Origin of the sequence: Corynebacterium sp. LK31 (assembly GCF_014335015.1) — a bacterium.
GTDB lineage: Bacteria > Actinomycetota > Actinomycetes > Mycobacteriales > Mycobacteriaceae > Corynebacterium > Corynebacterium jeikeium_D.
The window spans coordinates 162006-174905 of record NZ_PDGW01000006.1 but is presented as its reverse complement, the minus strand read 5'-3'; the positions used below and the strand labels follow the sequence as shown (position 1 = coordinate 174905).

12 protein-coding genes and 1 tRNA gene are annotated in these 12900 nt (G+C 57.6%); 8 read left to right on the top strand and 5 right to left on the bottom strand.

The genetic code is table 11. The features are described 5' to 3' along the window. Window positions 1-33 precede the first annotated feature (33 nt). The 3 genes from CRD18_RS01185 to CRD18_RS01175 are packed head-to-tail and all read left to right on the top strand — an operon-like array spanning window position 34 to window position 2697. Window positions 34-630, top strand: coding sequence for an MptD family putative ECF transporter S component (locus CRD18_RS01185; RefSeq protein WP_070437219.1), 597 nt, complete (start codon window positions 34-36; stop codon window positions 628-630). Continuing rightward, on the top strand, window positions 623-1309 hold the full coding sequence (locus CRD18_RS01180) for an energy-coupling factor transporter transmembrane protein EcfT (RefSeq protein WP_070437217.1): 687 nt from the start codon (window positions 623-625) through the stop codon (window positions 1307-1309). Before CRD18_RS01185 ends, CRD18_RS01180 begins: the two co-directional genes overlap by 8 nt. Beyond that, on the top strand, window positions 1306-2697 hold the full coding sequence (locus tag CRD18_RS01175; protein WP_070602388.1) for an ABC transporter ATP-binding protein: 1392 nt from the start codon (window positions 1306-1308) through the stop codon (window positions 2695-2697). The genes CRD18_RS01180 and CRD18_RS01175 overlap by 4 nt, the downstream gene beginning before the upstream one ends. A 149-nt stretch (window positions 2698-2846) precedes the next feature. Here the strand turns inward: CRD18_RS01175 and CRD18_RS01170 are convergent. After that, a tRNA-Gly gene (locus CRD18_RS01170) sits at window positions 2847-2920 on the bottom strand. A gap of 207 nt (window positions 2921-3127) precedes the next feature. Between CRD18_RS01170 and dcd the strand changes: the two genes are divergently transcribed. After that, window positions 3128-3709: a dCTP deaminase gene (gene dcd / locus CRD18_RS01165; protein WP_038626826.1), complete on the top strand. Its 582-nt coding sequence runs from the start codon at window positions 3128-3130 to the stop codon at window positions 3707-3709. 201 nt (window positions 3710-3910) lie between these two features. Further along, on the top strand, window positions 3911-5293 hold the full coding sequence (locus CRD18_RS01160; RefSeq protein ID WP_088611761.1) for a UDP-glucose/GDP-mannose dehydrogenase family protein: 1383 nt from the start codon (window positions 3911-3913) through the stop codon (window positions 5291-5293). Here CRD18_RS01160 and CRD18_RS01155 read toward each other — a convergent pair. From CRD18_RS01155 to CRD18_RS01145, 3 genes are all read right to left on the bottom strand, one after another. Next, entirely contained in the window at window positions 5290-6810 is a 1521-nt protein-coding gene (locus CRD18_RS01155; protein ID WP_187406442.1) for a YibE/F family protein, read from the bottom strand. The two genes, CRD18_RS01160 and CRD18_RS01155, sit on opposite strands and share 4 nt — an antisense overlap. Window positions 6811-7306: 496 nt before the next feature. After that, window positions 7307-8677 (bottom strand): pyridoxal phosphate-dependent aminotransferase, encoded by a 1371-nt coding sequence (locus CRD18_RS01150; protein WP_269667829.1) that lies wholly within the window; start codon window positions 8675-8677, stop codon window positions 7307-7309. Window positions 8678-8825: 148 nt separating this feature from the next. Continuing rightward, window positions 8826-9362 carry a YceI family protein gene (locus CRD18_RS01145; protein ID WP_016421578.1) on the bottom strand — a complete coding sequence of 179 codons (537 nt, stop codon included), beginning with the start codon at window positions 9360-9362 and terminating at the stop codon, window positions 8826-8828. A 303-nt stretch (window positions 9363-9665) separates the two neighbouring features. Between CRD18_RS01145 and CRD18_RS01140 the strand changes: the two genes are divergently transcribed. Further along, complete coding sequence (locus tag CRD18_RS01140; protein ID WP_187406441.1) at window positions 9666-10790, top strand: CE1758 family FMN-dependent luciferase-like monooxygenase; 1125 nt, start codon at window positions 9666-9668, stop codon at window positions 10788-10790. Beyond that, window positions 10787-11542, top strand: a complete 756-nt coding sequence (locus CRD18_RS01135) for an FMN reductase (protein ID WP_070605314.1) — start codon at window positions 10787-10789, stop codon at window positions 11540-11542. Before CRD18_RS01140 ends, CRD18_RS01135 begins: the two co-directional genes overlap by 4 nt. A gap of 50 nt (window positions 11543-11592) precedes the next feature. Here the strand turns inward: CRD18_RS01135 and CRD18_RS01130 are convergent, their stop codons facing one another. Beyond that, window positions 11593-11784 (bottom strand): hypothetical protein, encoded by a 192-nt coding sequence (locus CRD18_RS01130; RefSeq protein WP_049171743.1) that lies wholly within the window; start codon window positions 11782-11784, stop codon window positions 11593-11595. A gap of 518 nt (window positions 11785-12302) precedes the next feature. On the opposite strand from CRD18_RS01130, the gene CRD18_RS01125 reads away from it, so the two are divergent. Continuing rightward, on the top strand, window positions 12303-12896 hold the full coding sequence (locus CRD18_RS01125) for a hypothetical protein (protein ID WP_016421574.1): 594 nt from the start codon (window positions 12303-12305) through the stop codon (window positions 12894-12896). Window positions 12897-12900 lie beyond the last annotated feature (4 nt).

Here is a 12900-nt window from a genome sequence, read left to right as displayed (position 1 = left end):
CACAGCGCATATCAGCACATAAAAGGAAAAACTATGTCCACACCCACATCCTCGCGCCTCAACGCGCGCGACTTCATCAATATCGGCGTCTTCACTGCCTTGATGTTCGTCATCGTGTTTGCATTCGGAATGCTCGGGTTCATTCCGGCTGCCATGTATGCCGGCTTCTTGCTTTCTATCCTCGTTAACGGCATCGTCTTTGCGCTGTTTACTGCCCGCACTCCGAAGATGGGGGCGTTGACAATCATGCTGATTATCATCGAAATCCTCTTCTTCGTGACCGGCCACTGGGTGGGAGGAATTGCGATCGCCGCTGTGTTCGGCCTGCTCGCTGACTTGGTGATCACCAAGGGGCCGAAGAGCGTGAAAGTTCGTGTCCCGCTGGCATATGCACTGTTTATTCTGCCGATCTATGTTTCCCCGTGGATTCCGCTATTTATGAACCAAGACGCATATATGTCGCAGATCGCCGAACAAATGGGTGCCGAGTATGCCGCCAAGATGGCACAGGTCGTCACGATTCCGATTCTGCTGGGCTTCTTCGGCGTGATGCTCATCGTGGGCTGGCTTGCTGGTCTGTTGGGAACCAGGGTCGCGCGCAAACACTTTGAACGGGCCGGTCTTGTCTAAACTTCCCGACCCGCGCACCATTATCGCAGCGCTCGTCATCGTCTCCACCACGATCTACAGTGCCTACTCGCCGTGGTTCGTGTGTACTCTGGGCGGATTCGCCGCCGTGATGCTGACGAGCGCTACGATCAACCCCAACACGCTCGTGCGCCCGAGCTGGGTGGCCGTCTACCTGGCCACGTTTGCGGCTCTCGGCACACTCGTCTTCGTGATACCCCTGGTCTGGAAATCAACAGCCAGCGCGTTCCTCGTGCTGTTTCTGCAGTGGATGTGGCGATTCAGCGTCAGCGCAGGAATGGGAGCCTACGCGATCGGCGTAATCCGACCCGCCACCTTGCAAAAAGCACTCGCCAGCTCACGAATCCCGACCTGTTTCACGATCCCGATCTCAGTCGCGTTACGTGTGCTGCCCGTGATCGGCCACGAAGTTAAAGCGATCTCAGATGCCATGAAACTACGCGGCATGTCCGTGCTCTCACTGCGTGCGGCGCAATACTTCACAATCCCTCTGCTATCGACCGTGGTACGCAGCGGGGACGAACTGGCATCGGCCGCCCTCGTGCGCGGACTGGGCGGAACCGCAAAGCCCACCTCAGTCACAGTCGTGAAATTCCGAGTGGTCGACGCAGTCATTCTGCTCATCGTTATCGGCTTCGCGATATGGAGAATCGTCCTATGACAATAGCCCAAGCAACTAGGGTCACCTTCACCTATCGAGGAGCAGACCACCCCTCAATCAACGACGCAACCATCACCATCACACCCGGAACCGTCACCTTGCTGTGTGGCGCATCCGGGTCAGGAAAAACCACCGCACTACGGCTATTTAACGGGCTCATCCCGCACTTCCACGACGGCGACCTTACCGGAAACGTCACAGTCGACGACATTGACGTGGCACAAACAGACCTGCCACGCCTTGCCCACCACTGTTCGACAGTGTTTCAAAACCCGCGCACCCAGTTCTACACCACCCACGTGCGCCAAGAACTCGCCTTCGGCCCAGAAAATCTCGGCCGCGACCCGCAGGAGATCTGTGCCCGCATTGACGAGGTCGCAGCCGAGTTAGGTATCGCCGACCTGCTGGAATCCCGCGTCACACAACTATCAGGCGGACAGATGCAACGCGTGGCCTGCTCCGTCGCCATGTGCAACAACACGTCGCTGATCGTCTTTGACGAGCCAACCGCGAACTTGTCCGCTGACGTTATCGACCAACTCGCCACACTCATCGCCAGGCTCAAAGCCGATGGACACACCATCATCATTGCTGAACACCGGCTAAGTTTCCTTTCCGGGATCGTCGACCGTGTCTACTGCTTCGACAAAGGCAAGATTGTCCTCACCGCAACCGGCGAAGAGTTCTACGCTACCTCGGATGAGGAGCGCAAACAGCTTGGGCTGCGATCCCTAGTGCCCGTATCCATGCCGAGCCTGCCCGAACCAGAAGGTGAAGGGCTCACAATCGACAACCTCGCCTTTGCCTACCGCCACGGAAACACAGTCCTCAATATTAACCACGTGTTGTTTCCGGCAGGGAAAATCACGGCACTCCTCGGCCCGTGCGGGTCAGGCAAATCAACACTGGCACGCATTGTTTGCGGACTAGAAAAAGCCAAACATGCATCCATCACACTCGGCGGACAAAAATTCACCAGCCGCGACGCCTACCTTGTGATGCAAGACCCTACCCGACAGTTGTTCTCAGATACCGTCATCGACGAAGTCACGCTCGGCACGACCAAAGCCGAAAAGCAACACATCGATGCCCACGCGATCCTTGAAGAACTCGACCTTGCCGACCACGAGGCTGATCATCCGCAAGCACTCTCTGGCGGGCAACGTCAACGTCTGGTTATTGCTACAGCGCTTGCTGCGAACAAGAAAGTTTACATCTTCGACGAGCCCACGTCCGGTGTTGGCTACAAACACCTTGTCGCGATTTCCCGAGTAATGCGTAAACTCGCTGACACTGGTGCCGTCGTCATCGTCATCACCCACGATGCTGAACTCGTTACCGAGGTCGCCGACCACGCTATCCACCTCGACCAAATCAACGCCTGCTAACGCAAACGCTCACTCAGCCGAAAGAGAGGAAAGTGTTTCTACAGGTCAGAGTTAACGCGCTATACACTCGCTAACGCAAGCGATTTTCTTGACCCCCTTGGGGCATACTCGCTAACGCAAACGCCTACTTATCATTTTCGACGTCTAAGTGGAGCCGATGACGGGAATCGAACCCGCGCCGCCTGCTTGGGAAGCAGGAGTTCTACCATTGAACTACATCGGCACACAGTAGGCGGAATGATTAAAAGCACGCCACGGGATTGGCACAGTAGGTGTGGCATGCAGGAAATCAGTCGCCCTCTGTAACTTCAATGTAGCACTCTCGATTCGCGTCGAAAAAATTGGTTGGCAGCAGCTCCGCTGAATTTATCGCGGGCATATCCTGCAACCCGCGCACGCTGTGCATTACAGAGCGGTTAAGCTGGTCTATGTGTTGCTCTCAGATCGTGATATTCGTGCCGCTATCGATGCCGAAGGCTCCGGCCATCTCGGCATTGATCCTTTTGACCCGAAGATGATTCAGCCTTCGTCCATCGACGTGCGTCTGGACAAGTTCTTCCGAGTTTTTAACAACTCGCAGTACACGCACATCGATCCGAAGTTGCCGCAGGAAGAACTGACGTCCCCGCACGAGGTTCCAGAAGGGCAGCCCTTCATTCTTCACCCGGGCGAGTTCGTCCTGGCATCGACCCTGGAGTACTTCACTATTCCTCCGAACTTGGCAGGCCGCCTGGAAGGTAAGTCTTCGCTGGGGCGTCTGGGCCTGGCAACGCACTCGACCGCCGGCTTTATTGATCCAGGGTTTTCAGGTCACATCACGCTGGAGCTATCCAATGTGGCGAACTTGCCTATCGCACTGTGGCCAAATATGAAGGTCGGCCAGCTGGCACTGTTCAAGATGTCCTCGCCGGCAGAAGTGCCTTACGGTTCCGGCAAGCTCGGTTCGAAGTATCAGGGGCAGCGCGGCCCGACGCCGTCGCGTGCGTACCTGAACTTCCGTGATGAGGAATAAGGCACCTGAAACTCGGGATATGAACTCGGAATATAAATGAATTGTGAATAGCCCCGAGTGAATTCTCGGTGAAGAAATGGAAACAATTGTTCAATAAAGAGTTTCCGCAGGTGAAAAGCCTAAATATGGGCCTTTAGTTCACACCATTTAAGGGTTAAATCGGCTTGAGGGCCTTTTATCTTTCGATAAATAATAGCCCTTATGCGTATTACGGTTATTGGTACGGGTTACCTTGGCGCCACTCATGCCGCGGCGATGGCGGAGTTAGGCCACGAGGTTCTCGGCGTAGATGTTGATCCCGCCAAGATTGAGGCATTGTCCGCAGGCCAAGTTCCTTTCTTTGAACCCGGCTTGCCCGAACTGCTAAAGAAGCACGTTGAGTCGGGGCGACTACGTTTCACCACTAACTACGACGAGGCTGTTGAATTTGCGAACGTCCACTTCGTAGGTGTCGGAACTCCGCAGGTCAAGGGCTCGTACGCAGCCGATGTTCGCTATGTGGACGCAGCTGTTACCGAATTGGCCAAGCGCGTCGTCGGCAAGCATTTAGTGTTTGGTAAGTCCACTGTGCCCGTCGGTACCGCACCGCGCTTGCAGGAGCTGGCTGCGAAGATGATCAGTGAGCGCGCAGCAGCTGGTGATGAGCAGTTGAAAAACACCAGCCTCGAAATCGCCTGGAACCCGGAGTTCCTGCGTGAGGGCTTCGCAGTAAAGGACACTCTCGAGCCGGACCGTGTGGTGCTGGGCACCCAGAAGCCGGGCATGATCCTCAATGGTGCTGGTCAGGAGGTCGAATCGATTGCCGAGGCCAGCCTGCGCGAGTGCTTCGGTCCTATCTTCGAGCGCGAGACGCCGCTTATCGTCGCGGACACTGCCACCGCAGAGCTGGTGAAGGTGTCGGCGAACGCATTCCTCGCCACCAAGATTTCCTTCATCAACGCGGTCTCTGAAATCTGTGAGGTCACAGGTGCGGATATCACTACGCTTGCCGACGCCATCGGTATGGACGCCCGAATTGGTCGCCGCTTCCTCAACGCGGGTCTGGGCTTCGGCGGCGGTTGCCTGCCGAAGGATATCCGCGCATTCATGGCCCGCGCCGGTGAGCTGGGCGTTGACCAGGCGCTGACCTTCCTGCGTGAGGTCGATGCAATCAACATGCGTCGCCGTGAAAAGACCGTTGACCTGGTACGCGGTAGCTTCGGCGGCTCGCTGCTCGGCCACACCGTGACCGTGCTGGGTGCGGCTTTCAAGCCGAACTCTGACGATGTGCGTGACTCCCCGGCGCTGTCGATTGCCGGTTCGCTGTCTCTGGCGGGCGCTTCGGTAAGCGTTTACGACCCGCAGGCCATGGAGAACGCCAAGAAGAATTTCCCGACCTTGGAGTACGCACCGAGCATCGAAGCAGCTCTGGAAGGCTCGGAGATGGTTGTCGTCGCTACCGAGTGGCAGCAGTTCCGCGACATCGACCCGGTGGCTGCGAAGAAGCTGGTCAAGCGCGCAGCGGTGCTCGACGGCCGCAACTGCCTGCCAGCAGATCAGTGGCGTGCCGCAGGCTGGGATGTCACCTGCCTCGGCCGCGGCTAAATGCTAGCTGCCCTCGAGCGCTTCGGAAACTTCATACCCTCCGGGGCCACGGTATAGGCGGCGATGAGGGTGGTAATCGGCACTGCGAGTACCAAAGCCACCGCACCGATGGTGGAACGCAGCAGCTCTGTGGCCACGACATCGGAGGTCAACGACTGCATCAGCGGCCGGTCGGAGACGCTTAACAAAATCGATAGCGGCAGTGCGGTGCCGAGGTACGCCAGTACCAGTGTGTAGACCATCGACGCGATGTGGTCGCGACCGACGCGCATTGCCGAGCGGAAGACCTCCATAGGCCGCGACCGCGGAGCTGCTTCGTAAAGCTCCTGGACGGTCGAGGCCTGGGCGATGGTGACGTCGTTAAGCACGCCCAACGCGCCGATGATGAATCCCGCCAGAAGCAGACCTGTGACGGAGACGTCAGGCAGGTAAAGCTGAATGAGCAGGTTGTCCTCGTTGCCGAGACCACGTAGCTGCGACGTGGAGATAGCGAGGTTGGCCAGGCCCGCCGCCAGTACCATCGTGGTGAGTGTTCCCGCCAGTGCGGAAGCTGACTTCCAATTGATGCCATGTACGAGGAAGAGCACCGGGAAGAGGATCGCCGCGCCCGCCGTGATAGCCAAGGCCACAGGATCGCCACCGCGTAGCAGTGCCGGAACCAGGAATCCCATCACTGCGGCCAGCGTGATGCCAAGACCAATGAGGCTCAAGACCCCGCGAGTCATGCCGACGAGGATGATGAGAAGTACTGCCGCGCCGAGCCACAACCAGATTGTCGTGGTGCGATCCATGTCCAGGAAGGTGTAGGTGTTCCCGATGCTAGCGGTGTCGACAACCTGATGAGGTGCGAGATCGACGACGTTAGTGTCGGCCGCGGGAGCCTCGGGGGCAGGTGGTGCGGGTGGAGCAGGAGCAGCAGGAGCTTCTGCGCCGGATTCAGGTGCTGGTTCCTGCTCCGGGGCCGGAGCTGGTGCCGGAGCTGGTGCCGGAGTCGGTGCCGGAGCCTCAGCATCAGGAGCAGGCTCCCCCTCTGCTCCCTCAGGGGCAGGCGCGGGAACAACGCCAGGAGCTGGTGTCATCAACCCCGGATCCGGCACGGCACCATTGTCGACAGCTCCGGTACCGGCCGCGTTTGGGCGGTGAATTGCCAGGACGACCTTGTCGCCCTCCGCCAGCTCAATCTCGCCGGGCAGGCCGGATGCCTCCAAAAGAGTCTTCTTGCCCTCGTCTGGACCCGAGGTCAGCTCAATGACCGAGAGCTGGCACTTCGGCGCCGCGGGGTCATTGAGGGAGGCCGCCAGTCCTGGCCGCGGCTGGTCATCGAAGACGCGTCCGTTGTCAGGCGAATTGCACGCGCCGACGCTGTGCTTTACGACGGTTCCCTTAACCGTCTCTGCAGCTGACGTCTGTGACTGCAGGAATCCCGGCCCTGGGCTCGGAGCTTCACCCGATGGCCAGAGCCCAATCACTGCGAGGAAAGTGGCAATACCAGCAACTGTGAGAACTGTGGCCAGCAAGCGACGTGCTCTTGTGGGGTTGTGCCGCGGTTTCGTTGGTTTTGGTTTGGCTTGCGCAGGTTCGTTTTGCCGTGCCGGTGCTGGTTTTGAATGTGCGGCAGGCTCTGCATGTCGTGCTGGGGCAGCCGAAGTTGCAGAGTTGGGTTGATTCGCGGCATTGACAGCCCGGAACCGGCCGGTAGGGGAGCCGTTGTTCGAGTTCTTCAGTACGTCGAGATGCGCACCTATGTCGGAACCCGGAGCAACGCGAAAAGGTTGCTGGTTGTCAGAGTTCATTGAATCTTTTGAATGCCTGCCCACCCTTAATAACCTAATCGCTGCACCAGCACCGGAAGGCGTACCGCCATTCCGGCGCGCCGAGCCGTAGTCATCAGCGCTATGGCCCACCTATCGATGCAATACTCACTCATCGATGCGCTCCAGTGTGTCCATAAGTGAATAGCGCATCGATATGTGAGAAGGGCAGAACCAGTAGCGTGCGCAACCTTAAGTACTGCTATTGCTTGTAGCTGACCAGGAAGTTGCCTAGGCGCTCGATAGCTTCCTTCAGGTCGCGTGCCCACGGCAGGGTGACAATTCGGAAGTGATCCGGCGTCGGGTAGTTGAAGCCAGAGCCGCCGACCATCAGGATCTTCTCTTCACGCAGGATGTCGAGCATCAGCTTCTCGTCATCGTGGATTTCGTAGACGTTCGGATCCAGCTTCGGGAATGCGTACATTGCTCCCATCGGCTTCACGCAGCTTACGCCCGGAATTGAGGTCAGTCCCTCGTAGGCGACATTGCGCTGCTCCAGCAGGCGACCGCCTGGCAAGATCAAGTCCTCGATGGACTGGTAGCCGCCGAGTGCCACCTGAATGCCGTGTTGAGCAGGGACATTCGGGCATAGACGGGTGCTGGCCAGCAAGTTGATGCCCTCGATAAAGCCCTCTGCGTGGCGCTTCGGGCCAGTCAGCACCATCCAGCCCGCGCGGTAACCGGCCACACGGTAGGTCTTGGACAAGCCGTTGAAGGTGATACAGAGCAAATCCGGGGCCAAGGAGGCAGTGGAAATGTGCTCTGCATCGTCGTAGAGGATGCGGTCGTAGATTTCGTCGGAAAGCAGCAGGAGTGAGTGCTCACGAGCGATATCGACGATGGCTTCGAGCGTCTGGCGTGTGTAGACCGCGCCGGTCGGATTGTTCGGGTTGATGATGACAATAGCCTTCGTGCGATCCGTCACCTTCGAGCGAATGTCTTCGACATCCGGGGCCCAGTTATTCTCCTCATCGCACGTGTAGTGGACGGCCTTGCCGCCGGCGAGGGTGGTTGCTGCAGTCCAGAGCGGGTAATCCGGAGCTGGAATGAGGACCTCATCGCCCTCGTTGAGCAGCGCCTGCGTGGTGATGGAAATCAGCTCGGAGACGCCGTTGCCCAGCCAGACGTCGTTGACGTCGAAACGGGGGAAATCCGGGTCCATCTCATAGCGCGTGACGACGGCACGGCGTGCGGAGTAAATACCCTTGGACTCGGAGTAGCCCTGTGCGTGGGGGAGGGCCCGGACCATGTCCTGCACGATGGTGTCAGGTGCATCAAAGCCGAACTTCGCCGGATTGCCAGTGTTGAGCATCATGATGCGGTGGCCGTCGGCCTCCATCTGCTCGGCGAGAGTAGTCACCGGACCGCGAATGTCGTAGAGGACGTTCTGCAGCTTGGAGGATTGGTCCAGTGTCTTCAGCGGAGTGCGGCGAGGTGCCTTGATGTTTCCACGACGGGCGGCAACGCGGGCGGCGCGGGACTGCTCGGCCTGAGCGGCCTGCGCAGTCTGAGCGTCCTGCGTTGTCTCGTTGGTGGTTTCGGTGCCCTGGGAAGTGTCTTTACTGGAACTCACCTGTCTAAGCATGCCACTTTTTTGCTCCCGCACCATGCTTTTCTCACAGCGGGGGCAGATTAATTGCACATTGATTGCGCAAAAGCGCCCTGCATGAGGATGCAGGACGCTTTACTGGGGTGCGGGCAGCTGGGGTTCTGGCTGCTAGTTACTGCTTAACTGCGGAGCCGTCGATCTGCAGGGAAATCTCGTTGCCAAGGAGCAGGCCGCCAGTCTTAATAGGAGCGTTGTAATCGATGCCGAAATCGGTGCGGTCAATCTTGGTGGCTGCCTCGAAGCCAACGCGAGTCTGACCCCATGGGTCTTCAGCGGAGCCGAAAATGTCGACATCCAGGGTGACCGGCTTGGTGATGCCGTTGATGGTTAGGTCGCCGGTAACGGTGGCCTTTTCTTCGCTCTGGAGCTCGATAGCGGTGGAAACGAATTCGAAGGTCGGGTTTTCGTCGGTGCCGAAGAAGTCCTTCGAGCGCAGGTGGTTGTCGCGCTCTTCATTGTTGGTGTTGATGGAGTTCGCCTGAATGGTCGCCTTTGCCGTGGAATTCTCCGGCTTGTCGGCATCAAAATTAATAACGGACTCAAACTCAGTGAACTGACCGTGGACCTTAGTGATCATTGCGTGACGAACGGTGAATCCAACGGTGGAGTGCTGTGCATCAAGAACGTAGTTGCCAGACTGAAGAGCCATAGTGAATCTCCTAAAAGTTAAAAGTATCTCGAATGTTTCGAAGTATTTTTGTCCGCCGGAACCAACTTCCGGTGTTGACGTGTCAACGATAACTCTAGATGTGATGATGTGTCAACAAAGGTCAAAGAAAATGCCGAATATTTTTTAGAAGCGCACATCCGGTCGGGCGATCGGTTCGGGGTTTTGTCATGGCTGGGCGAGGCTCCTTTGGTTGGAGGCGGTTCATATGGAGTCGTTTTAAGTGCTTATGCCCAGCATAACAGGCGTTGACATGTCAACAACTGCTATTTAGGATTGAGAATTATGCAATTCGGAATTTTTACAATTGGCGACGTCACAAAAGATCCCACGACTGGACAAATCCCTACTGAACATGAGCGCATTAAGGCAACTGTCGCCCTAGCGAAGAAGGCCGAAGAGGTCGGCCTCGATGTATTTGCTACTGGCCAGCACCACAATCCACCGTTTGTGGCACCGGCGAATCCGCCGATTTTATTAGCCAACCTCGCAGCACAGACCGAAAATCTGATTCTGTCGACTTCGACAACGCTGATTACCACCACCGACCCCGTGCGCATCGCCGAGGATTACGCCTACCTCCAGCACCTTTCCGAAGGTCGCATTGATCTCATGATGGGCCGCGGCAACACCGGGCCTGTTTATCCGTGGTTTGGCAAGGATATTCGCAAGGGAATTCCGCTGGCCATCGAGAACTATCACCTACTGCGCACCCTTTGGCGTGAGGAGAATGTGGATTGGCAAGGTCAATTCCGCACTCCGCTGCAGTCATTTACGTCCACACCGCGCCCGCTCGACGGTGTAGCACCTTTCGTGTGGCACGGCTCAATCCGCTCCACTGAGATTGCTGAGCAGGCCGCCTTCTATGGGGACGGCTTCTTCCATAATCACATTTTCTGGAATATCGAGCACACCACAGCCATGGTCAATCTCTACCGCCAGCGCTATGAGCACTACGGTCATGGTGCTGCTGATCAGGCAATTGTCGGACTTGGTGGGCAGGTCTTCGCCGCTGAGACGGAAAAGAAAGCCAAGGAAATTTTCCGCCCCTACTTCGACAATGCCCCGGTCTATGGACATGGGCCATCGTTGGAAGAATTCGAGAACATCACTCCACTGACCGTCGGCACGCCTGAGCAAATCATCGAACGTTACCTGGGCTATGCAGATGCCGTTGGTGACTACCAGCGCCAGCTTTTCCTCATCGATCACGCCGGCCTGCCGCTGGAGATCGCGTTGGAGCAGGTTGAGATCCTGGGAACCGAAATCGTTCCGGTCCTGCGTGAAGAGTTCGAGCGCCGCCGTCCGGCACACGTGCCCTCCGACCCGCCGACGCACGCCTCGCTCGTCGCCGAAGGCGCAGATTCCCCGCACCTGCTGGTCCGCCCGGCGGAAAGGAATCAGCAGTGAAAAACCTCGTCGTCGTAAGCGCTGGCGTTTCCGATCCATCGACCACGCGCATCCTCGCCAATCGCATCGCGGAAGCTGTTAACGTGCAGGTCTCCAAGCGCGGCGAAGGCCTCGAGATCGAGTACGTCGAGCTGCGCGAACTCGCTGTCAGCCTCGGCACGGCGATGTCCACAGGGCTTTACGACGAAAAATTGCGCGCCGCCCTCGATACTGTCAGCGGTGCTGATGGATTGATTGCCGCGACCCCGGTGTTCGCAGCATCCTACTCGGGGCTGTTCAAAATGTTTTTCGACGCCCTGGATAAGGATGCGCTGACCTCCATGCCGGTCATTATTGCTGCGACGGCTGGCACAGCGCGGCATTCATTGGTGCTGGAGTATGCGATGCGTCCGCTGTTTAGCTACCTTCGCGGCACCGTTATGCCGACTGCTGTATTTGCAGCCACTGAGGACTTTGGCGCTGGCGATGGTGCCGGCGGAGTATCCGGCGCGGAGATGAGCAATCGCGTCGTGCGTGCAGCTCGTGAGCTTGCCGAGTACCTTGTCGGTGTTCGCTCGGCAGTAGTCGGTTTTGGTCCAGATTTTGGGAACGAAGCTGAAGAAAAGGGTGCAGCGCATTCAGCGGGCGGGGCCAGCGAGGGGAATCAGGGTGCCAGCGCGCCGAACAGGCGACGCAGTACAAACACGCGGGTGGATACTAACGTCACGGATTTTGCCACACTTCTAGAGGGGCTCGACGGCACCGCGAAGTAGCCGCGCTCACGTGAAGGGGCGGCAGAGGAGGGGTAGGGGGTCAGCGCTCTTTAGCGGCACCACGGGAGGTTGTAGTAGTCGCAAGAGAAGGTATCGGAAAGAGCGTATTCCTTAACCTGCAGGTCGTCGCTGCTGGTCGTAGCTGTCGGTGCTGCGGTAGCGGTCGGGGCGCCGGTCAGCGCGCCCAGGGAAAGTGCTGCGGATGCAATGGTGGTAGCAAGAACAGAAGTGCGTCGAAACATTAGGTAGTACTCCGAAAGATATCTGCCTCGGCAAAGTGTCAGGGCTTTGTGGACTGCCGGACTTCGCCAGTGATTAATAAAGAAATCATAACTATTTAATCAAGAGTGTGAAGTGTGGAGGTCTCTCTACCTGCCCGCGCCTGGGGGTGGCCATTCGGCTACTCTCTGGTGTCTTTATGTAGGTGGGCTAGTGGCCGAAATGTTGATTGTCTAGTACCAAGTGGCCGACCGAGGCATTTTTGAATTGGTTCAAAAGGTGTAGTTCTGGTGCGATTAAATTAATCGCCGAAATCTTATTGTGGTGCCCATAATTGCTGGTCAACGGCAATTGGATGCCGTATTTTCGCGTGACAGAAATCGGTGGGATTCCATTTTTGCTATGTGGATAATCGCTGTGGCTGTCGTAAAGCGCGTCGAAAATTTTCCATTACAAAACGCTGAATTTCGACTTACCTTTGCAGGTGTCAGTTCAAGTATTTCCTTACGAGTTGCTCGTCACATCCTGAAAGGATTTCGCCGTGAAGAAGACCCTGCTCTCCGGCTCCATTGCAGCCCTGGTTACCATGTCCTCGCTGGCTGTCGCCCCGATGGCCGAAGCTGCCCCAGCCCCTACCCCGGGTACCGTCGGTGGCACCTGCTCCGTTGAAGGCCAGTCCGGCCAGTCCCTGAAGATCACCGGCTCGAAGTTCGAGGTCGAAGGTACTGCGACTGTCGCTAACTACGGCGACACCGACCTGCCGCTGACCCAGACCCTGAAGGAAGGCAAGACCAAGTCCTGGAACGTCGGCGGTTCGGTCGACTTTGATCTGCTCAAGCTCTTCCACGTCACCTTCAGTGCCGGCTACCAGTCCACTCAGACCTGGGAAGTTGGCCAGACCCTCGGCCCGTACCCAGTCAAGCCTGGCTACACCGGTGTTCTGGAGTATGGCTTCCTGAACCAGTCCTTCGAAGGCACTCACCTGACCTGTAAGGGCGGAAAGTGGATCGACGCAGGTCGTCCGTACTGGGGCACCATCCCGAAGGAGCGTCACATTCGCGTTTCCATGCGCGCCAACGAAGCTGATCGCTCCGTGGACGGTGCTGCTCCGCAGGTCAAGGAGTACGCCGTTTAAGGCG

Coding starts and splice junctions, on each gene's coding strand:
- CRD18_RS01185 (WP_070437219.1), top strand. CDS start 34: ATGTCCACACCCACATCCTCGCGCCTCAACGCGCGCGACTTCATCAAT.
- CRD18_RS01175 (WP_070602388.1), top strand. CDS start 1,306: ATGACAATAGCCCAAGCAACTAGGGTCACCTTCACCTATCGAGGAGCA.
- CRD18_RS01160 (WP_088611761.1), top strand. CDS start 3,911: ATGCGTATTACGGTTATTGGTACGGGTTACCTTGGCGCCACTCATGCC.
- CRD18_RS01145 (WP_016421578.1), bottom strand. CDS start 9,362: ATGGCTCTTCAGTCTGGCAACTACGTTCTTGATGCACAGCACTCCACC.
- CRD18_RS01140 (WP_187406441.1), top strand. CDS start 9,666: ATGCAATTCGGAATTTTTACAATTGGCGACGTCACAAAAGATCCCACG.
- CRD18_RS01130 (WP_049171743.1), bottom strand. CDS start 11,784: ATGTTTCGACGCACTTCTGTTCTTGCTACCACCATTGCATCCGCAGCA.